At 42.0% G+C, this 19925-nt stretch carries 20 protein-coding genes; 8 read left to right on the top strand and 12 right to left on the bottom strand.

Going from position 1 to position 19925, the window contains the following annotated elements; translation table 11 throughout:
• Positions 1–215: 215 nt before the first annotated feature.
• Entirely contained in the window at positions 216–488 is a 273-nt protein-coding gene (locus tag E4635_RS02800) for a DUF4242 domain-containing protein (protein WP_135525082.1), read from the top strand.
• A 92-nt stretch (positions 489–580) separates the two neighbouring features.
• Here the strand turns inward: E4635_RS02800 and E4635_RS02795 are convergent, their stop codons facing one another.
• Complete coding sequence (locus tag E4635_RS02795; protein ID WP_135525081.1) at positions 581–2257, bottom strand: CocE/NonD family hydrolase; 1677 nt, start codon at positions 2255–2257, stop codon at positions 581–583.
• Between the two features lie 193 nt (positions 2258–2450).
• Between E4635_RS02795 and E4635_RS02790 the strand changes: the two genes are divergently transcribed.
• The 3 genes from E4635_RS02790 (at position 2451) to E4635_RS02780 (ending at position 3497) form a co-directional block, all read left to right on the top strand.
• Positions 2451–2648, top strand: coding sequence for a heavy metal-binding domain-containing protein (locus E4635_RS02790; protein ID WP_135525080.1), 198 nt, complete (start codon positions 2451–2453; stop codon positions 2646–2648).
• Positions 2649–2687: 39 nt separating this feature from the next.
• Positions 2688–2873 (top strand): Thivi_2564 family membrane protein, encoded by a 186-nt coding sequence (locus E4635_RS02785; RefSeq protein WP_135525079.1) that lies wholly within the window; start codon positions 2688–2690, stop codon positions 2871–2873.
• A gap of 270 nt (positions 2874–3143) precedes the next feature.
• A complete protein-coding gene (locus E4635_RS02780; protein WP_135525078.1) occupies positions 3144–3497 on the top strand; it encodes a hypothetical protein in 354 nt (117 codons plus the stop codon).
• Positions 3498–3588: 91 nt separating this feature from the next.
• Here the strand turns inward: E4635_RS02780 and E4635_RS02775 are convergent, their stop codons facing one another.
• Both E4635_RS02775 and E4635_RS02770 read right to left on the bottom strand, forming a co-directional pair.
• Positions 3589–4173 carry a YciE/YciF ferroxidase family protein gene (locus tag E4635_RS02775; protein ID WP_135525077.1) on the bottom strand — a complete coding sequence of 195 codons (585 nt, stop codon included), beginning with the start codon at positions 4171–4173 and terminating at the stop codon, positions 3589–3591.
• 160 nt (positions 4174–4333) lie between these two features.
• Positions 4334–4855 (bottom strand): superoxide dismutase family protein, encoded by a 522-nt coding sequence (locus E4635_RS02770; RefSeq protein ID WP_135525076.1) that lies wholly within the window; start codon positions 4853–4855, stop codon positions 4334–4336.
• A gap of 147 nt (positions 4856–5002) precedes the next feature.
• On the opposite strand from E4635_RS02770, the gene E4635_RS02765 reads away from it, so the two are divergent.
• Genes E4635_RS02765 through E4635_RS02755 form a run of 3 tightly spaced genes read left to right on the top strand, consistent with a single transcriptional unit; the run spans position 5003 to position 8068 of the window.
• Entirely contained in the window at positions 5003–6220 is a 1218-nt protein-coding gene (locus E4635_RS02765) for an NAD(P)/FAD-dependent oxidoreductase (protein WP_246020659.1), read from the top strand.
• 26 nt (positions 6221–6246) lie between these two features.
• Positions 6247–7095 (top strand): SDR family oxidoreductase, encoded by an 849-nt coding sequence (locus E4635_RS02760; protein ID WP_135525075.1) that lies wholly within the window; start codon positions 6247–6249, stop codon positions 7093–7095.
• Positions 7096–7150: 55 nt separating this feature from the next.
• Positions 7151–8068, top strand: coding sequence for a YihY/virulence factor BrkB family protein (locus E4635_RS02755; RefSeq protein WP_135525074.1), 918 nt, complete (start codon positions 7151–7153; stop codon positions 8066–8068).
• Positions 8069–8136: 68 nt separating this feature from the next.
• Here the strand turns inward: E4635_RS02755 and E4635_RS02750 are convergent, their stop codons facing one another.
• The 9 genes from E4635_RS02750 to E4635_RS02710 form a co-directional block, all read right to left on the bottom strand.
• Positions 8137–9927: an acyl-CoA dehydrogenase family protein gene (locus tag E4635_RS02750; RefSeq protein WP_135525073.1), complete on the bottom strand. Its 1791-nt coding sequence runs from the start codon at positions 9925–9927 to the stop codon at positions 8137–8139.
• A 134-nt stretch (positions 9928–10061) separates the two neighbouring features.
• Positions 10062–11243, bottom strand: coding sequence for an acetyl-CoA C-acyltransferase (locus E4635_RS02745; protein WP_135525072.1), 1182 nt, complete (start codon positions 11241–11243; stop codon positions 10062–10064).
• Between the two features lie 83 nt (positions 11244–11326).
• Positions 11327–13717: a 3-hydroxyacyl-CoA dehydrogenase/enoyl-CoA hydratase family protein gene (locus E4635_RS02740; RefSeq protein ID WP_135525071.1), complete on the bottom strand. Its 2391-nt coding sequence runs from the start codon at positions 13715–13717 to the stop codon at positions 11327–11329.
• Positions 13701–14168: a MarR family winged helix-turn-helix transcriptional regulator gene (locus E4635_RS02735; RefSeq protein ID WP_135525070.1), complete on the bottom strand. Its 468-nt coding sequence runs from the start codon at positions 14166–14168 to the stop codon at positions 13701–13703. The genes E4635_RS02740 and E4635_RS02735 overlap by 17 nt, the downstream gene beginning before the upstream one ends.
• Positions 14169–14302: 134 nt before the next feature.
• Positions 14303–14686, bottom strand: coding sequence for a hypothetical protein (locus tag E4635_RS02730; RefSeq protein WP_135525069.1), 384 nt, complete (start codon positions 14684–14686; stop codon positions 14303–14305).
• A gap of 82 nt (positions 14687–14768) precedes the next feature.
• The gene (locus E4635_RS02725) at positions 14769–15815 is read right to left on the bottom strand and encodes a proline iminopeptidase-family hydrolase (protein WP_135525068.1); all 1047 of its coding nucleotides are present in this window, start codon (positions 15813–15815) and stop codon (positions 14769–14771) included.
• Between the two features lie 2 nt (positions 15816–15817).
• Positions 15818–17590, bottom strand: a complete 1773-nt coding sequence (locus tag E4635_RS02720; protein ID WP_135525067.1) for an AMP-dependent synthetase/ligase — start codon at positions 17588–17590, stop codon at positions 15818–15820.
• A 65-nt stretch (positions 17591–17655) separates the two neighbouring features.
• Positions 17656–18042, bottom strand: coding sequence for a peptide-methionine (R)-S-oxide reductase MsrB (msrB, locus tag E4635_RS02715; protein WP_135525066.1), 387 nt, complete (start codon positions 18040–18042; stop codon positions 17656–17658).
• Positions 18043–18053: 11 nt separating this feature from the next.
• Complete coding sequence (locus tag E4635_RS02710; protein ID WP_169630186.1) at positions 18054–18908, bottom strand: alpha/beta fold hydrolase; 855 nt, start codon at positions 18906–18908, stop codon at positions 18054–18056.
• Positions 18909–19059: 151 nt separating this feature from the next.
• Between E4635_RS02710 and E4635_RS02705 the strand changes: the two genes are divergently transcribed.
• Entirely contained in the window at positions 19060–19875 is an 816-nt protein-coding gene (locus E4635_RS02705) for a M48 family metallopeptidase (RefSeq protein ID WP_135525065.1), read from the top strand.
• Positions 19876–19925: the final 50 nt, after the last annotated feature.

Below are 19925 nucleotides of genomic sequence, written 5' to 3'. Positions count from 1 at the left end.
GTTTCCCTTGCTGTTTTTCAATTGCGCCTAATGCTGTACAGTGGGGAAGTGACGAAGTTAGCAAAACCAAAGTCAAAATAATGATACCTTATCGGATGTTTTCCACAAGTTTTGCCCGGTTATAAATACTTGTAGGATTTGTTTAAATAACATTCTGATTTTCAGTAACTTTAATATGTGTTTTGAAATAAGAATATCATTTAATTTTTTTAATCATGCCTAGGTACGTAATCGAAAGAGAAATTCCGGGAGCAGGTCAGCTGACACCGGAGCAGTTAAAATCAATATCACAGACTTCCTGTGGTGTGTTGCGCAATATGGGCCCGGAGATCAACTGGGTTCAAAGCTATGTTACTGAAAATAAGGTGTATTGTATTTACCAGGCCCCAAATCAGGAAATGATACGGGAACATGCCAAGCAGGGTGGTTTTCCGGCCAATTCCATAGCGCAGGTTTCCAGCATTATAGATCCGACTACGGCTGAATAAATTCCACAGCAGGCCGAAACGGATTCAAACGCTACATAACAAACGGTAGCGATGGCTTTGTATTGGATGGTTCCAAAGGACAGCCGGCGGCCTTAATTTTTCCACACCGGGATTTCAATAACACTCTCGTTGTGCCATTTTACTTCCAACGGTTCTCCTGCATCTTCAATTGTTTCATCTGATACGGGTTTGCCTGAACCATAATTGATAATCTCAAAAGGATGCTTGTTGATGTTCAGCAAAACCACAAGCCTGCTTCCCTTGCTGATTTTCTTGCTTACAAACCGGGTGTTGGTAAAGGCAATGTTTTCTTTCTTTCCCGGCCGCAGCAATTGCCTTTTGGAATTGTCCCTGGAATAACTGGCCCTGCCAATATAACGGGTCAGGAAGAAATACTTCCCGTTGGGCATAAGTTCATATAAAGCCAGGGAAACATCCATGTCTTTCTTATTGGCCGTAGCCCAAAGATTGCCCATAAAGGAACCGTTAATGGAGAATTCTTCCTGAAACGGTTCTGTAGAAAAAACCAATCCGTTGCTGCTATCAAGCGTATCAAAGATAATCGAAGGCGTAAAATAGTTGTTTTGGCTTTCCCGGTCCTTAAAATTTACAGTCTGTTTCTCAAAAGATTTTTCCTTTGGTTTAACCGGTGCAAGGACTGTTTTGTCCAGGTAGAATGTTAAGGTGGCATTACTGGTGTTGGCAAGCGAGGAACAGTGCTTCCATTCATTGGTGCCCATCACCTGGTAATTTACTTTGTCCTGCAGCAAAGCGGGTTTGGGTTTGCCTTTTAAAATAAAATCAAGCCAATCGTAAGCCAGGTTCATCATGCTGATATTGGCCACGCTGTCAATGTCATAGCCCATCAGGTTTTTGGCAGGCCTTCGTTGTGCGCCCCAATGGTCGTATGGCCCGATTACGATATAATGGTTGGCGTTTTTGCGGTACCGGTTATGGAGTTTGAAATACTGCAAGGCACCAATTTGCGACCCGTCATAATAGCCTGTCGTGGTCAGGACCGGGATATCGATCTTGGCATATTCTTCGGGAGTAGGGACCATTGACTGCCAATAGTTGTCGTAACCGGGATGGGACAGCCAGTTTTGGAAAATAGGATTCTTTATTCCCGATACACTATCCATTTTGGCAAATGCCGCACCCGTATTAAAATAATCAAAAGGTAGGTTCCTTGGCAAGGGTTTGTTTTTGTAGATATTGTCATTGCTCCAGCTTAGGATATGGGATACCGGAACGTTGTTCTCCATAGGGAAGTCATATCCCGGCATTACCGCTACCTGCGGCACAATGGTTTTTAGCGCCGGATGGATGTTTTTGGCTGTTGCCCATTGCGCATAACCGGTATAACTGCCACTATACATCCCGACACTGCCGTCGCACCATTTTTGCTTACTTATCCAGTCAATGATATCATACACATCTGTTCCTTCGTTCTCAAAAGGAGCATAGTTTTTCAAATCGGTTTTAATCCCGCGGGCATAGGCGACAACACCTACATAATCCCTATCGGCCGATTTTTTCCCGAATATCGCATCACTTGCATCCTGGTAATACGTAGTATAAAACAGGATGGCCGGCAACGGGGCTTTATTTGTTTTTTTTCGGACTATTATCGCTGAAATGGGTACACCGCTCCGCGTGGGGATTTGTACACTATCCTGGATACTGTAAATACTGTCGTTTGGGGTTTGCTGTTGGGCTTTGGCCGAAAAAGACGCTATCAGTATCAAAAGAATGCACAAGTATTTCATGGTTTGGTAAGGGTTATCTGTGTATGGAACGGTATTCTTCTGTTCAAATATACTATATCTTCTGCAACATCCAATAATTTTGATATCAGTGGATTATATAAGATTTAGCCCAAATGCTATAAGAAAACCTCAAACAGCAAAGAGTACTTTTAGGTTACAAATAGCAAACCCATAACCTTTTAAACTGTACAATATGGAAACTCCGGTTTTTCGAGCTATTATCCGCTCTGAAGATTTCAAAAACAAGTATCCGGCCCTCGGGAAAATCCTCGAAGCGAACGAGCCGGAAAAATGGTACACCTGTCCCATGCATCCTGAAATAAGAGGCAAGTTCAATGACAAATGCCCGCAATGCGGCATGCCTTTAACATTATCTGCACCTTTACTATAGGCAGTTTGCATCAGTAACTAATCCTAAAATCATACTATTATGTCAATCTTTTCAATTTTACTTGTATTACTGGTGATAGGCGTTCTCCTATGGCTGGTAAATACCTTTATCCCAATGGATAAGAACATCAAAAGGATATTCAACATCGTGGTCCTTGTCGTGGTGGTCATCTGGCTGCTCAAGGCATTTGGGCTTTTTGACAACCTGATGAATATCAAGGTGTAAAGGTCAATTTGTTTTTCAAATGTGGGAATTATATATGAAAAACAAAAAATTATGTATAAACCAAGGCAACCGGCCTCTTTATTTTTGTTAAACCGAGAAGATAATGAAGGCTGGTTGCCTTGCCTTCATTTAAGTTGTAACAGAAAAACACAGATAAAACTACTGATGACAGTAAGCGGAAACGATAAAAAATGACATGCGGATTCCCTTCTTTAGCTTAATTAAGGAAACGCAGACGGTAAGAATTCAGAAACCCCTAATTATAAAATTATGAAAAATGTAACCCATCGGAATTATGGTTATGGTAACCCTAACTTTCAGCAAAAACCCGAAACAGATGATTTTGAGATAATTGTAACAATCGGCGGCAAGCAATACGAATTTCAAAATGAAGAATTCCTTAACGATAGCCCTAACCGTCATCCGGAACAAGATAGAAACCTTGAGTATCCTTTGGCATATGATTATGATGATGACGAAGATGAAATCGATCCTGACGATATTGATGATGAAGATGAAGATGAGGATGATCAGGATGAAAATGAAGAAGACGATCTTCACCCCAGACGCAATCTTTTTGACCAGGACCTGTTAAACCCGTTTACTACCGACGCAGGTTTATAAGTTCCTTTTCATTGAAAACCGCTGTTACAGGCGGTTTTTTTATTTTTGAAATGCTCCAAACGAATTGAAAAACTTCCCTACTTATTGAAAATCAGTCTACTGCCGCATGGAAATTAATGGCATCATAAGCGGTTTCCGTAAGGGCCAGATCTGCCGCTTTTTCTTCTTTTAGCGTTTCATGGAGCAATTTGGCCGCAAATTCTTCTCCGAGTGTTTTGGCAAAAGAGGCCAGCGTACCATAAGTAGCGATCTCGTAATGCTCTATTTTTTGTGAGGCTGCAATAATTCCGGCATCGCGCACCGGGCCCGCTTCAGTGTTCCCGATACTATCCTGGGCTTCAGCGATAAGACCTTCCATAGCTTTGCATTTTTTTGCCGCCGCTTTTATACGGATAACATCAAAAACCTGTTCCAATCGTATTATTTGCGATTCGGTAACCGCCAGGTGCTCGGTGATAACAGTTGTGAGGTTTCGTGAAGTGGCTTTTTCCGCCAATTTAGGGAGTGCCTTGGCAAGGGCTTTTTCTGCCCAGTAGATATCTTTCAGGCCGGCCACAAACAATACTCTTAACCCGTCTATGGGTGGTTTGAGCTGCCTGGTTTTTTTCTCCGGATTTGTTTTAGGGGTGCTTTTAACGGCTGTCTTTACAGGGGCTTTTTGTGCGGTTGTTTTCATAACTGCTGCTTTTTTTAGGTTCTTTTAAAATTAAAAAACACAACACGCAAACCGTTTACAGGATTCCCGCAGGATCTTATAATATTTATACTTTTCCGGACATGATATCCCATAAAAAACGCACTCTTTCAAGTGCGTTTTGTTATAATAATGGTACCTGTTATTTGATAATCGCAGAACAAGCCACTCTGGCTCCGGCATTCCCGGCGGGTTGCGATGTAAAATCATCTGTGCCTTTGTGGACAATCAGGCCTTTTCCTAAGATATCCTTGGTTTCGTCGCCACAACCAATGCACCACTCGTTTGTGGTTAGTGTTATTGTCCCGTTTCCATTGGCATCAGCAGTAAAATTACCGATGTCGCCTTTATGGTATTCGCCAATGCCCCATTTTCCGTGCTTCTTGAAAGTAGGGTTCCAGTGCCCTCCGGCAGAGCTTGCATCGGCAGCAGAACAGTCTGATTTTTCATGGATATGGATGGCATGTACGCCCGGAGTAAGCCCGCTCATTGTTGCGGTAAAAGTTACGGCACCGTTTTTCTCAACGAAAGTAGCATTCCCGGTTACATGGCTGTCGCTTTTGGAAGTGAAGGCAATGTTCAGTTGGTTTTTGTTTCCGGCGGAAGTTTTACAAGCCACTACGGCCAAAAACACGGAACAGGAAAGAAAAATTAGTTTTTTCATATGCTTTTTCTTTCAAAGGTAAGTAAATTTTGAATGATGCGGAACAAGATATTCGCTGAAAATCCGAGGGGTGGGAATTATGTAAATTTCCTTCCAAATTGTAAAATTAATTTTGGGTAATTTTGAAAATGCACTTAAAAACCAATCATGATGAACTTGCAATCCGGGTATCCTTTTTGGCTGATTAAGGATGGGATGCCTTTTACGTTCCCCAAACTGGCTAAAAACACAACCACTGATGTAGTGATTATCGGTGCAGGGATTTCAGGGGCATTGGTCAGGTATTATTTGTTGAATGCTGGGATCAAATGCATCATGGTTGATTCCAGGACGATAGGGTTGGGAAGTACCTGCTCGAGCACTTCTCTTTTGCAATATGAAATTGACACGCCTTTATCGGAATTGAAAAAGATGATAGGCGAAAAAGGAGCGGAAAGGGCTTTTCAGCTCTGCAACTACGCTATAGAAGAGTTGGGCAGGATTGTAAAAAAGATCGGATTCAAGGATTTTGAATTTAAAAAAAGCCTTTATTATGCAGCGTACAAGAAAGATATTCTTTTTTTGAAGGAAGAATATGCCGCCAGGAAGAAAGCAGGATTCGATGTCCGTTACCTGGAGGAGAAGGATATCCTCAAGACGTTTGGTTTTTCATCGGCAGGAGCCATACTTTCCAATCATGGAGCACAGACAAACGCCTATGGCCTTACACATAAACTGTTACAGTATAAAAAAGACAAAAAAGGAGCATTGGGCGTGTACGACCGCACTCCGGTGATCAGGATCAGCCATACCGCGGAAGGCGTCGTACTCGAAACAGAACAAGGGTATATACTCAAGGCAAAAAAGCTGGTGTATGCCACCGGTTATGAATCTGTTGATTTTATTGCAGAAAAAATAGTAGACCTGAAATCTACCTATGCTGTGATTAGTGAGCAATATGAAACAAAAACCTTTTGGAAGGATAATGTAATGCTTTGGAATACCGCAGATCCCTACTTGTACATGCGGACAACCCCCGACGGAAGGATCCTGATAGGCGGCAGGGACGAAGATTTTTACAATCCCGGAAGAAGGGATAAACTGATTGGGAAAAAGGCCCGCCAGTTGTCCGGTGATTTCCGCAAACTTTTCCCGGATATAAGTTTTAAACAGGAATTCAGCTGGACAGGGACTTTTGGAGCAACAAAAGACGGCTTGCCTTACATAGGCGAGTACAGCAAATTGCCCAATAGTTATTTTGCATTGGGTTTTGGGGGCAACGGCATTACTTTTTCCCTGATAGCGGCCGAAATCATTACAGATATGATTTTGGGAAATGAAAATGAAGATGCCGCCCTTTTTTCTTTCGAAAGGATAAACAAATGATACCGTTGAAATTTAAATGAACCAACATGGCAAAGACAAAAAAATTCCCGGAACAACATCAGAAACCTCCCGGTATGGAATTCAAGATGCACCCGCAGCCGGAAATCATACGTCCTGATTATAAGGGAAGCGAAAAACTGAAAGGGAAAACGGCGCTCATTACCGGAGGCGATAGCGGGATCGGGAGGAGCATAGCCGTTCATTTTGCTTCTGAAGGGGCGAATGTGGCCATTGTTTACCTGAATGAAGACAAAGACGCGTTGGAAACCCAAAAAATGATAACAGCTTTGGGAAAGGATTGTTACCTCATTAAAGGGGATTTAAAAAAGGAAGCCTTCTGTAAAAAAAGCATTGAGAAAGCCGTTGCAAAATTCGGAAGTTTGAATATCATTGTGAATAATGCCGCCTTCCAGATGCCTGAAAATACCATTGAGCATATTTCCAAAAAACAATTGGAGGAAACCTTTGAAACGAATATCTATCCGTTTTTTTTCATGGTCAAGGAAGCGCTGCCGCATTTAAAAAAAGGCGATACGATTATCAATACTTCCTCCGTGACAGCCTACAGGGGAAGCGATCATCTTTTGGATTATTCGAGTACGAAAGGTGCAATTGTTACTTTTACAAGGTCTTTGGCCACGATGCTTGCCAAAAAGGGAATCCGGGTCAATGCCGTTGCTCCCGGCCCAATATGGACACCGCTTATTGTTTCAACATTTAAGAAACTTAAGGATTTTGGATCCGACACACCTATGGGCAGGGCAGGGCAGCCCTCTGAAATTGGACCGGCGTATGTATTCCTCGCCAGTAAAGACAGCAGTTATATTACAGGCCAGGTATTGCATATCAACGGAGGTGAAATTGTAGGAGGCTGAATTTTCTGGCTTTCGTTTTACAAAACACAAAGTATTCGATTAAAATTGAGCAAAAATGAAAAAGGAAGGACTCATCAAAACAAGTTGGGATTTTGTGAAAACCACATATACCGAATTTGACAAGGACAATGCGATTAAATTAAGCGCATCGCTTTCTTATTATACTATTTTTTCATTGCCGCCGCTCTTGATTATCATCATGTATATCAGCAGTTTTTTCTTTGGAAAAGAAGCGGTTGCCGGAAGGTTTTTCGTCCAGATCAACCAAATGGTAGGGAATGAAGCCGCACTCCAAATCCAGGAAACCATTAAAAACATAGAATTGTCAAACAGTAATGTATTTGCTGCTATTTTTGGAGGGATTATGTTATTGATAGGGGCTTCCGGGGTTTTTGCCGAAATCCAGAGTTCCATCAATTTTATTTGGGGACTGAACGCCAAACCGAGCAACGGCATTATGAAATTCATCAAAAACAGGCTGCTTTCCTTCTCAATGATTGCGGTAGCCGGCTTTTTGCTGATGGTCAGCCTTATGGTCAATACTGTAATGGACGTACTCAACGCCCGCCTGGTTATTTATTTCCCGGACGTCACGGTGTATTTGATTTACATATTGAATTTAGTATTGTTGTTTGTGACGACGACCATCTTGTTTTCCATTATTTTCAAAACCCTTCCCGACGGGAAAATCGCCTGGAAAGATGCTTTGGTCGGTTCCGGCTTTACATCTGTCCTTTTTATGATCGGTAAATTTGCTATCGGGTTTTATTTGGGGAATTCTACCATTGCAACCGTTTATGGCGCGGCCGGTTCGGTGATTATCATACTGATCTGGGTATATTATTCGGCCATTATTTTGTATTTCGGTGCCGAGTTCACCAAAGTGTATGCACGATTATACGGCCGGAAAATAATCCCGAACGATTATACCGTAGAAATCAAGAAAGAGATTTTTGAAGTAAAGAAAAAATAAAAAACCGTCTTGTTATTTCTAACGAGACGGCTTTTTCAACAATTAACTTAACTAATCTTTTTAGTTTTTTAGAAGCAGTACGCGTTTTCTTCGACCAATTTGGAAGTAATCGTTTCGCGCAGTGCTACCACATTAGGCATGTTGGTGTATTTTGTAAAACGGCGTAATCCCATTAGCATCATACGCTGTTCATCGCCTTCAGCAAAAGAAACGATACCTTCTTTTCCTTTTTTGGTGATGATGTCAACAGCATTGTACAGGTACAATTGCGCCATTGCAATTTGTTCTTTCACATTTTCGGCTCCTTTGGATTTGGCTAGTTTTTCGGTACGTAAAATGGTACTTTCCGCCATATAAATCTCGATAAGCATATCAGAAGCAGCCATTAGCAATTGCTGGTGTGCATCCAGGTCCGGTCCGAATTTTTGAACTGCCGCTCCCGAAACCATTAGGAATGATTTTTTCAATTTGCCGATCAGTTCTTTTTCTTCTGCGAATAATTCAGAATAATCAGGAATTTCAAAATCAGGGATTCCCATTAATTCTTCTGCCACTTTCATAGCAGGCCCTAATAGATCCACATGGCCTTTCATGGCTTTTTTGATTAACATTCCTACCGAAAGCATACGGTTGATTTCATTTGTACCTTCGTAAATACGGGCAATACGGGCATCACGCCAGGCGCTTTCCATTGGAGTGTCTTCAGAGAATCCCATACCTCCAAAAATCTGGATACCTTCATCGGCACAGTTTTGGACATCTTCAGAAACGGCCACTTTAAGGATAGAACATTCAATGGCAAATTCCTCAACTCCTTTTAATTCGGCTTCCTGATGCGAAGCACCTTCTGCCTCACGGGCGATAATCCTGTCCTCAATCCCTTTTGCAGCACGGTATGAAGCACTTTCACCGGCGTAGCAGGAAGTTGCCATTTCCGCTAATTTGGAACGGATGGCACCAAAATTAGAGATGGAAGTATTGAATTGGATTCTTTCGTTAGCATATTTTACGGCACCGGAAGTTACCCTGCGCTGTGCATCCAAACAAGCAGCGGCTAATTTGATACGGCCTACATTTAAGGCATTCATGGCGATTTTGAAACCATTTCCTCTTTCAGAAAGCATGTTTTCAACCGGGACTTTCGTATCGGCAAAGAAAACCTGACGGGTAGAGGAAGCCCTGATCCCTAATTTATGCTCTTCTTCATTCATTGTAATTCCGTTGTTAGGATCGTTCTCTACAATGAAACCGGTAATGTTCTTGTCATCGCCAATCCTCGCAAAAACGATAAACAACGAGCAGAATCCTGCGTTCGAAATCCACATTTTCTGGCCTGTGATCTTGTAATGAGTTCCGTCTTCTGAAAGGACGGCTTTGGTTTTCCCTGAATTGGCATCAGATCCTGCGCCCGGTTCTGTTAAGCAGTAAGCCCCGAACCATTCGCCTGAAGCTAATTTCGGTACATATTTTTTCTTTTGTTCTTCTGTTCCGTATAAAGTGATTGGCATAGTCCCGATTCCTGTGTGGGCTCCGAAAGCTGTGGAAAAAGATCCGGTAGCACCCGAAATGTAATCGCAAACCAGCATTGTGGAAACAAATCCCATGCCCAATCCGCCGTAAGCTTCAGGAACGGCTACGCCAAGAAGGCCCAATTCACCGGTTTTGCGCATGCACTCCTCAGTGAATTTGTAATCCTTCTTCTCAAAACGATCTTTATTTGGCCAAATTTCTTTATCTACAAACTCCTTTACAGAGTCACGCATCATAATTTGCTCTTCTGAAAAATCTTCAGGTGTGAAAACATCTTCACATTTTGTTTCTTTTACAAGGAATTGACCTCCTCTTGTTATGTCTCCCATTATTTCTTAATTTTTTATTTTTTAACAATCGAACTCCTCAATCTTGTCATTCCGACGAAGGAGGAATCCCTATAATTTTTTTAACGATATAAGATTCCTCCTTCGTCGGAATGACAAAATCGGAAAAATGTTTTTTACAAAAGCTCGTAAATCCCCGCAGTTCCCTGCCCGGTACCGACACACATAGTGACCATTCCGTATTTGTTGCCGCGGCGTTTCATTTCGTCGAATAACTGGACAGATAGTTTTGCTCCTGTGCAGCCCAGCGGATGCCCTAAAGCAATAGCTCCTCCGTTTACGTTTACGATATCGGGGTTTAGGCCCAGTTCGCGGATTACAGCCAATGATTGGGATGCAAATGCCTCATTCAATTCGAAAAGTTCGATGTCCTTCAGTTGTAAACCTGCTTGCTTGATGGCTTTCGGAATGGCTTTTACAGGACCGATCCCCATGATTCTCGGTTCTACTCCGGCAGAAGCAAAATTGACCAAACGTGCAATAGGTTCGAGGTTCAATTCTTTGACCATTTCTTCGCTCATAATCAAAACAAAAGCAGCACCGTCACTCATTTGAGATGAATTTCCGGCTGTTACGCTTCCGTCAGCGGCGAAAACAGGCTTTAAATTGCCTAATGCAGCTACATTGGTATCGGCTCTTGGGCCTTCATCTTTGGTAACAACGTATGATTTGGTTTCTTTTTTACCATTTTCATTGATAAAAGTCTGCTCCACGGTAATCGGGACGATTTGTTTGTCAAATTTCCCTTCGGCTTGTGCTTTTAAAGCTTTTTGGTGCGAATGGAAAGCAAATTCATCTTGGTCGGCACGGGAAATATTAAATTGTTTGGCTACTGCTTCAGCCGTTAGGCCCATTCCCCAGTAGTAATCTTCGTGTCCGGCAGCAGCAGCTTTGTAATCCGGGGTTGGTTTGTAACCTCCCATAGGGATAAAACTCATGCTTTCGGCACCGCCGGCAATGATGCAATCTGCCATTCCTGACTGGATTTTGGCTGTAGCCATCCCGATGGTTTCCAATCCGGAAGCACAATACCGGTTCACGGTTACGCCCGGAACATCTTCGATCTTTAATCCCATCAATGAGATCAGACGGCCTACATTAAGTCCTTGTTCGGCTTCCGGCATAGCATTCCCGACCATGACATCGTCAATGCGCGTTTTATCAAAACCAGGAAGTTCGTTCATCATATACTCGATGGTTTCGGCTGCTAGTTCGTCTGGCCTTTTGAATCGGAACAAACCTTTAGGTGCTTTGCCAACGGCTGTCCTGTATGCTTTTACTATATATGCTGTTTTCATATTTTTTTCTTTTTTAAGAGAATGGAAAATAGAGAATGGAAAATAGATTTTTTGTCTTTGCTCTATTCTCTATATTCTTTTTTCTAATTACGTAATGGTTTCCCTTTAGTTAACATAAACTGGATTCTTTCCAATGTTTTTCTTTCGGTACAAAGAGAAAGGAAAGCCTCTCTTTCTAGGTCCAGTAAATATTGTTCCGTTACTAATGTCGGTTCGGACAAATCGCCTCCAGCCATTACATAGGCTAATTTGTTTGCGATTTTCCTGTCGTGTTCCGAAATATACTGACCAGCTTTCATTTGATCTGTTCCTACCAAAAACATTCCCAACGCCTGTTTTCCTAAAACTTTAATGTCTTTACGTTTAACAGGTTGCGTGTAACCGGCTTCGGCCATTAACAAGGCATGTTTTTTAGCTTCGGCAATCTGGCGGTCTTTATTGACAACTACGACATCTTTCCCTTTTTGTAAAATGCCCAGGTCGAAAGCCTCGTAAGCAGAAGTAGCCACTTTGGCCATACCTACGGTTAGGAAATATTCCTGAAGTACGTTCAGTTCTACGTCGTTTTTACGGAAAGTATCCGATGCTCTCACCGCCATTTCCTTTGAACCGCCACCGCCTGGAATTACACCTACACCAAATTCTACCAATCCGATGTACGTTTCCGCAGCAGCGACTATTTTATCAGCATGCATGGATAATTCGCAACCGCCTCCTAATGTCATGCCGTGAGGTGCGGCAATTACCGGGATAGAAGAGTAGCGCGCGCGCATCATCGTATCCTGGAACATTTTGATGGCCATATTCAGTTCGTCATATTCCTGTTCTACAGCCATCATGAAAATCATACCGATATTGGCACCTACAGAGAAATTGGTTCCCTGGTTTCCGATAACCAATCCTGCATATTCTTTTTCAGCTAAATCAATGGCTTTATTGATGCCCTGGATGACACCGCCGCCAATAGTATTCATTTTGGAATGGAATTCCAGGTTTAGGATTCCGTCTCCCAAATGCTGGATTGTTGCATCGGCATTGCCCCAGACTTTTTTGCTTTCGCGGATATTGTTCAGGATGATAAAAGCATCTTGTCCCGGAACTTTCAACTGTGATTTTGAAGCGATGTTATAGTAATGGGTTGCCCCTTCTTTTACAGTGTAGAATGAGGTGTTGCCCGAAGCAATCATGTCTGTAACCCAGGCAGCCGGGGCATAGCCTTCGGTTTTCATCAATTCGATTCCTTTTTCCACACCGATGGCATCCCAGATTTCGAACGGGCCATTTTCCCAACCAAAACCGGCTTTCATGGCATCATCGATCTTATAGAAATCATCTGAAATTTCAGGAACCCTGTTTGAAACATAGGCAAACATGGAAGAGAAGCTTTTTCGGTAAAATTCACCGGCTTTGTCTTTCCCTTTTACCAATACCTTGAAGCGGTCAATAGGTTTATCGATTGTTTTTGTCAATTCCAAAGTGGCAAAGGACGCTTTTTTGGCAGCCCTGTATTCTAAAGTATCCAAATCTAGCGAAAGGATGTCTTTATCTACTTTTTTATAGAAACCTTGGCCGGTTTTGCTTCCCAACCATTTGTTTTCCATCATTTTTGTGATGAAATCCGGTAATTTGAACAGTTCGTGCGCCTCGTCATTAGGACAGTTTTCGTAAATTCCGTTGGCAACATGGACCAAAGTATCCAAACCAACAACGTCTACAGTCCTGAAAGTTGCTGATTTTGGTCGGCCGATAACAGGACCGGTCAGCTTATCGACTTCTTCGATAGTAAGCCCCATTTCTTTTACCAGGTGGAACAAACTCTGGATCCCGAAGATCCCGATCCTGTTGCCGATAAAAGCCGGAGTATCTTTGGCCACGACTGAAGTTTTCCCTAAGAATTTTTCACCATATTCATTTAGGAAATCCAAAACTTCCGTTGACGTTTGAGGCCCAGGGATGATTTCGAAAAGTTTCAGGTAACGCGCCGGATTGAAGAAATGCGTTCCGCAGAAATGTTTCTGGAAATCTTCGCTTCGTCCTTCGCTCATAAAATGAATTGGGATACCGGACGTGTTTGAGGTAATTAATGTGCCCGGTTTTCTATATTTTTCAATTTCTTCAAAAACAGATTTTTTGATATCCAATCGTTCAACCACTACTTCAATGATCCAGTCTGCATCCTTGATTTTTGCCAGGTCGTCGGTTGTGTTTCCTGTTGTGATGCGTTGGGCGAATTTCACATCGTAAATAGGGGAAGGCTTAGATTTTAAAGCATTTGCCAGGTGGTCGTTAACCAATCTGTTACGCACGATTTTGCTTTCTAAAGTCAGGCCTTTTTTAGATTCCGCTTCGGTAAGTTCACGGGGAACAATATCAAGGAGCAGGACTTCTACGCCAATATTGGCAAAATGACAGGCAATCCCCGAACCCATGATTCCGGATCCGATGACTGCAACTTTTCTAATAGATCTTTTCATTTTCTATTTTTTCGGGTTGGTTGAATATGTTTTTGTCTTGAATTAATTCGTTGATGATTTCCGCCACTTCCATAAAATGCAATAATTTTTCGGGAGTAACATTTTGTTTTACGGTTTCGTTGAATTTCAAAACCGTATTTTTGGAAAGTTCTCTTTTTTCCTTACCGAAATCAGTTAGGTAAATAAGCACTCCACGGCCATCGTCGGGGTTGGGTTTACGGTATATGAGGCCTTTTTCTTCCATAGACTTCAACGTTCTGGTCAGGCTGGTGGCTTCCATTCCCATCCGCGGCCCCAAGGCAGTTGAAGGTGTTCCGTTTTCCCTGTCGATGCTAAGCAAAGCGAAACCCGTAGCCATTGTGGCACCGTATTTTGAGGCTTCTTCGTTGTACATTCTTGACACAGCTTGCCAAGTTGCCCTAAGTACATAATCTATTGTTTTATCTTTCATAGATTGAGTTTGAAAATCAAAGATAATAAAAATATACTATGCATGCATAATAAATTTATTTATTTTTTGATTAATTGGTTATAAATAAAAAAACTCCTTAGAAATAAGGAGTTTAGGTTATGATATAAGAAGGATTATTTCAATTTTCCGTTAACAAATGCTACAGCGCCGCCGACACCTCCTCCTATAATAATAGAAGCAAATATATCCGAAAGCATGTTCTGCATATTAAACTCCATGCTCGAATACATAAAGAAGTTCATGGCCAGGCTATTGAAAAAACCTATGATAAGCCCGGTCGCAAGTCCTATCTTCGGAGTAGTAATCCCGGCCCACCTTATATATAGGTAGGAAATGAAAAAACCGAAAGTCATGCATCCTAAAAAGATAAAATGGAGTTTTGTGTGCTCATTTTGCGGATAAATATCCGTAAAGATCATGCCGTAGAGTATCCATCCTAAAAGGAAATCAACAATACCACCTACAATTCCTGCAATAAAAAAGTTTTTTAAATTCATTTTGCGTTTGTTTTATTGGTTTGCGCTGTGAATTTAATAAAAAAAAAGTTAAAAATATGAGTTTAATATAACAAAAGGAGGTTTAATTGTTTCTTTTGAAACGGCCGCTGTCAACGTCTTTTAAAAATCGGATTACTCCGGAAAAATACGTTTTCTGGTCATCGTATTGGGAAAGATGGCTTCCGTTAGGACAGAACAAGAACCGCCCGTTTTGGACTTCTTTTGAAATCCATTCCATATGCCTGGGATCCATAGTGTCATATTTTGCACCAATGGTAAGGGTGGGAACCGAGATGGTTTTCAATCTTGGTTTGACATTCCAATCCTTAAGCGTTGCATCGCCGGTAATCCCGAATTCGCTCGGTCCCTGCATATACACATATACTTTAGGATTGATGTGCTTAAAGCAACGGTTGATGGATTCCGGCCATTCTTCAAGCGGTTTTCTCAGGATATGTTCGGTGTAGTAGTACTTGAACAGCAATTCGGTATATTTCGGATTGGTGTAGTCTTTGTTTTTTTCAAATGCCTTGATCTGGTCGTAAACGGTTTTCGGCAATTGGGGCCCTAAAACATTTTCGGCATATTGGTTATAGTCTGAAGCGCTGGCCATCATATTGGAAATGATAAGGCCTTTGAGGTTTTTTTGGTATTTCAGGGCATATTCCATAGCAAGGATCCCGCCCCAGGATTGCCCCATTAAGTAAAAATTGGTATTGTCCAGGCCTAAAGCGATTCGGACCTGTTCCACTTCTTCCACAAAACGCTCATTAGTCCACAAACGGTTGTCGTCTGGCTGGTCGCTGTAATAAGACCCCAATTGGTCGTAATAAATGTATTCGATGCTTTCGTTGGGGAAATAGCCGTCAAAGCTTTCGTATAACTCGTGGGTCAGTCCGGGCCCGCCATGCAACAGCAATACTTTTATGGTAGGATTTTGGCCAACCGTTTTTGTCCAGACCTTGAATTTACCGGCAGACGTCGTTATGGGAATCATTTTGATACCGCCGGTAAACTGGTCGTCCCTTTTGGAAAAATCCAGGTAATTGTCCTTAACCGTGCCTTCATTGTTTTTGCAGCCGGTAAAAACCAGCACAAGAAGCAAATATGAAAGCAGGTTGTATTTCATGGTTAGTTGTAAATTTTATCGTATAAGCCTTTGTATTTCTCCAAAATCACTTTACGTTTCAGTTTTAGGGTAGGAGTAAGCTGGCCGCCATCGATGGACCAGATATCCGGAGTAAGTTCAAAACGTTTTATTTTTTCCCAATTCCCGAATTTCTCATTCAATGTTTCCACTTCCTGCTGGATTCGTTCGATCACTTTTGGGTTTTCGATGATTTCCTCGTTTGAAGCCGCTAAAGTGATACCATGTAGTGAAGCCCATTCTTTGACAAATTCAAAATTAGGCTGAATGATGGCTCCCGGCATTTTCTGTCCGTCGCCAATTACCATGATTTGTTCGATGAAACGGGATTGTTTCATGGTGTTTTCAAGGATTTGCGGCGCAATGTATTTTCCTCCGGAAGTTTTGAACATTTCTTTTTTACGGTCTGTGATCTTAAGGAAGCCTTCTTGATCGATTTCCCCGATGTCCCCGGTATGGAAATAACCATTTATAATGGCTTCATCCGTTTTTTCCTTGTCTTTGTAATAGCCCATCATGACATTTGGCCCTTTGCAAAGGATTTCACCGTCTTCAGCGATTTTAACATCCAGGTTGTCAATGATTTTACCTACGGTACCAATCCTGAATCCGTGGTTGCGGGTGTCATTTACCGCAATTACAGGAGATGTTTCGCTTAATCCGTAACCTTCAATGATTGTGATGCCTGCCGCGGCAAAAACCCGGGCCAGCCTTGTCTGCAAAGCCGCGCTTCCTGAAACCATAAGGTCAAGGTTTCCGCCCAATCCTTCTTTCCATTTACTGAAAATAAGTTTCCGGGCAATTTTGAGTTGGAATTCATACCAAAAACCGTTGGCTCCGTACGGTTCGTAGCGTAAGCCTAAATCGATGGCCCAAAAGAACAGTTTCTTTTTCAAACCGGTTAATTCCGTGCCTTTTGCGTAGATTTTGTCGTACACTTTTTCCAGCAGCCTCGGAACAGCTGTAATAACATTGGGTTTTACTTCTTTAAGGTTGTCACTGATTTTTTCTATCGATTCGCCAAAATAAATCGAAATGCTATAATATTGGTATAAATACAGGATCATCCGTTCAAAAATATGGCATACCGGCAGGAAACTCAAAGCCCTGCTGTTGCCTTCTTCAAAAGGAATCCTCTTGGCGCTGTCCATGACATTCGATACGATGTTTCTGTGGGATAACATAACGCCTTTAGGCCTTCCGGTAGTACCCGAAGTATATATGATAGTAGCCAGGTCATCCGATTGGACGGCGTTTTTCCTGCTTTCCACTTCATCCTGGTTGGTTTCATCTTCACCCAAAACAAGCAATTCCTTCCAGTTTCTGCAGCCTTCGATTTCATTGAATGAAAAAACCTCCGTTAGTGACGGTACATTTTGTTTGATCATATTTAATTTCCCTAAAACTTCAGCATCCGAAACAAAACAGAATTTAGCTTCGGCATGATTCAGGATGTACTGGTAATCTTCTTCGGAAATAGTAGGATAAATTGGCACCGTTTGCGCCCCGGTTTGCAGCACGCCGATATCCACTATGTTCCATTCGGTCCTGTTATTGGAGGAAATGATAGCGATTTTATCATCTTTCTGGATTCCCATCCGAAGCAAAGCCCTCGATATCGTATTGGCTTTATTGATATATTCCTGGGTTGAAGTCTTGATCCACTGGTCATTATATTTTGTTACCAAAGCATCTGGTAAATTCTGCTTACTTAGCTGATAATAAGGGAAATCAAATAATCTTGTAATATTGGTCATTCTGTAAATGGGTGTTAATTGAATGCAAATTAAACAAATTAAACAAAATGAACAACAGAATATATTTATTTAAAGTCGATGGAAAGAGAATTTACGCAATACCGGATTCCGGTTGGGGTCGGGCCGTCATCAAAAACGTGCCCCAGATGCCCGCCGCAATTGGCACACAGGATTTCGGTACGGAGCATCCCGTGCGAATGGTCTTTGATATATTCGACTTTCCCGGGAATGGATTCGTCAAAAGAAGGCCAGCCGCAATGGGCGTTGAATTTTGAACTGCTTTCAAATAAAGGTTCCTTGCAAGCCGCACAAACATAAGTCCCTTTTTCGAAATGCAGGTTGTATTCCCCGGAATGTGGGAATTCAGTCCCTTTTTGACGAAGGATTTTGTATTTTTCCTCGCCCAATTCCTGTTTCCATTGTTCTTCTGTTTTTTCTACCGGATATTTCATGGTAATTGGTTTTAATTTTGAATGAAATCCATTGTTTTGCTGATCACGTTTTTGTCTCCGAGAATCTTTCGGTGGCCCAATTTTTTGGTAATGAAAATCGTTCCGTCCGGCAGGTGTTTATGGATGTTTTTCCCGCACCATACAGGGACTTCATAATCGTTTTCGTCATGGATGACCAATGTTGGGATGTGTACCTCTTGAGCCGCTAAATGTGCAGAATAGTCATCCATCGATACACCGAATTTTTTTTCAAAACCGGCAATCATCTTCTTTGATATGATAGGTTTTAACTCCAGTTTCTTTACGAATTCATCAAAAATATCACTGATTTTATCAGCGCTTCCTATGACAACCAGCTTTTTTATTTTCAAACCTTGCCTAACCGCATTTAATAAGGATATGCCCCCCAGGGAATGGCCAATGGCATAATCGAATGGGCCGTATAGCCGCTCCAACTCTAATATGGAAGCGATAAATTCCGGCATTAATGTTGTTTTCCCGGCAGATTTCCCGTGGGCCGGAGCATCAAAACTTATGGTCGAATAGCCCAAACCGATCAGTTCCTCGGCGAATTTTACCAATTGGGTCCCCCGGCCGGACCAACCATGCACCAACAATACTTTCTTAGGGCCGTTGCCATAATGATAAACAATGATTTCTTTTTTTATTTCGGGGATGAAAACGGTTTCCTGTTTTGTTTTTCGTTCCATCTCGAATTCCCTTTTCGGGATTTTATGCTTGATGGGGCTTGTAAAAATGCGGGAAGCCAGTTTGGTAACTAAATCTTCCGAAATAAATTGAACAAATTTTACAACATAAATAATGGCTTTTGGAACCTGGATTCCTTCCTGATGTTTTGTTTTCAAAATAGAGAAAATTAATGCACCGCAATTTAAGGTTTTTTTAAGGTTTTGAATTAAATCAGGATCATAAAATAATCATAAATACTTTACGTTTTATTTTAGGAGGAATTGAAAAAAATGGATTAATTTTACTACACATACAAAATAAGAAAAGATGAAAAAAGGTATAATAATTTCTGCATTTGGGGTTTTGGCATTGGTGTATTCCTGCGCCACGAATCCTTTTACAGGCAAAAAAACGATGGCTTTGGTCCCGGACAGCGAAATATTCCCATCGGCATTCCAGCAATACGGGCAGTTTTTGGCTGAAAACAAAGTGATTACCGGCACAAAAGATGCCAAAAGGGTCGAAACGGTAGCTAATAAAATAAAGGTAGCCGCCGAAAGATGGCTGACTGCCAATGGAAATGCTTCTTATCTGACAAATTACCAATGGGAGTATAAACTAGTAGACAGCAAAGAAGTAAATGCCTGGTGTATGCCCGGTGGGAAAATAGTGGTGTATACGGGGATTTTGCCCATTTGCAAGGACGATGCCGGTTTGGCAGCCGTTTTAGGACATGAGGTTTCACACGCTTTGGCCAACCACGGGCAGCAAAGGATGAGTGCCGGCTTGCTGCAACAGCTTGGAGGTGTTGGAGTGGCCGCCGCGACAGGCAACAAAAGCCCGGAAACACAACAGTTGATCATGCAGGCATATGGTGTAGGAAGCCAGGTAGGAGTAATGCTCCCGTTTAGCAGGGACCATGAGAGCGAAGCTGATATGATTGGGCTTACTTTGATGGCCATTGCGGGTTATAATCCGGAAAATGCCGTGTTCCTTTGGGAAAGAATGGCCGCACAAGGAGGCGATGCGCCACCGGAAATTTTAAGCACGCACCCTTCCAACCAAACCCGTATTGCCAACCTAAAGGCATTATTGCCGAAAGCGAAAACGGAGGCTGCAAAATTTGGTGTTGTATTTAAATAAAAATATAGTACTTTCGAAGCTGCTCAATTGAGCGGCTTTTTTTATGCTTA

This window comes from Flavobacterium humi (assembly GCF_004745595.1).
Taxonomy (GTDB): Bacteria; Bacteroidota; Bacteroidia; order Flavobacteriales; family Flavobacteriaceae; genus Flavobacterium; species Flavobacterium humi.
The sequence above is the reverse complement of the archived record's forward strand: the minus strand, read 5'-3'. Positions and strand labels throughout refer to the sequence as shown.

Coding starts and splice junctions, on each gene's coding strand:
- E4635_RS02800 (WP_135525082.1), top strand. CDS start 216: ATGCCTAGGTACGTAATCGAAAGAGAAATTCCGGGAGCAGGTCAGCTG.
- E4635_RS02795 (WP_135525081.1), bottom strand. CDS start 2,257: ATGAAATACTTGTGCATTCTTTTGATACTGATAGCGTCTTTTTCGGCC.
- E4635_RS02790 (WP_135525080.1), top strand. CDS start 2,451: ATGGAAACTCCGGTTTTTCGAGCTATTATCCGCTCTGAAGATTTCAAA.
- E4635_RS02785 (WP_135525079.1), top strand. CDS start 2,688: ATGTCAATCTTTTCAATTTTACTTGTATTACTGGTGATAGGCGTTCTC.
- E4635_RS02780 (WP_135525078.1), top strand. CDS start 3,144: ATGAAAAATGTAACCCATCGGAATTATGGTTATGGTAACCCTAACTTT.
- E4635_RS02775 (WP_135525077.1), bottom strand. CDS start 4,173: ATGAAAACAACCGCACAAAAAGCCCCTGTAAAGACAGCCGTTAAAAGC.
- E4635_RS02770 (WP_135525076.1), bottom strand. CDS start 4,855: ATGAAAAAACTAATTTTTCTTTCCTGTTCCGTGTTTTTGGCCGTAGTG.
- E4635_RS02765 (WP_246020659.1), top strand. CDS start 5,003: ATGATGAACTTGCAATCCGGGTATCCTTTTTGGCTGATTAAGGATGGG.
- E4635_RS02760 (WP_135525075.1), top strand. CDS start 6,247: ATGGCAAAGACAAAAAAATTCCCGGAACAACATCAGAAACCTCCCGGT.
- E4635_RS02755 (WP_135525074.1), top strand. CDS start 7,151: ATGAAAAAGGAAGGACTCATCAAAACAAGTTGGGATTTTGTGAAAACC.
- E4635_RS02750 (WP_135525073.1), bottom strand. CDS start 9,927: ATGGGAGACATAACAAGAGGAGGTCAATTCCTTGTAAAAGAAACAAAA.
- E4635_RS02745 (WP_135525072.1), bottom strand. CDS start 11,243: ATGAAAACAGCATATATAGTAAAAGCATACAGGACAGCCGTTGGCAAA.
- E4635_RS02740 (WP_135525071.1), bottom strand. CDS start 13,717: ATGAAAAGATCTATTAGAAAAGTTGCAGTCATCGGATCCGGAATCATG.
- E4635_RS02735 (WP_135525070.1), bottom strand. CDS start 14,168: ATGAAAGATAAAACAATAGATTATGTACTTAGGGCAACTTGGCAAGCT.
- E4635_RS02730 (WP_135525069.1), bottom strand. CDS start 14,686: ATGAATTTAAAAAACTTTTTTATTGCAGGAATTGTAGGTGGTATTGTT.
- E4635_RS02725 (WP_135525068.1), bottom strand. CDS start 15,815: ATGAAATACAACCTGCTTTCATATTTGCTTCTTGTGCTGGTTTTTACC.
- E4635_RS02720 (WP_135525067.1), bottom strand. CDS start 17,590: ATGACCAATATTACAAGATTATTTGATTTCCCTTATTATCAGCTAAGT.
- msrB (WP_135525066.1), bottom strand. CDS start 18,042: ATGAAATATCCGGTAGAAAAAACAGAAGAACAATGGAAACAGGAATTG.
- E4635_RS02705 (WP_135525065.1), top strand. CDS start 19,060: ATGAAAAAAGGTATAATAATTTCTGCATTTGGGGTTTTGGCATTGGTG.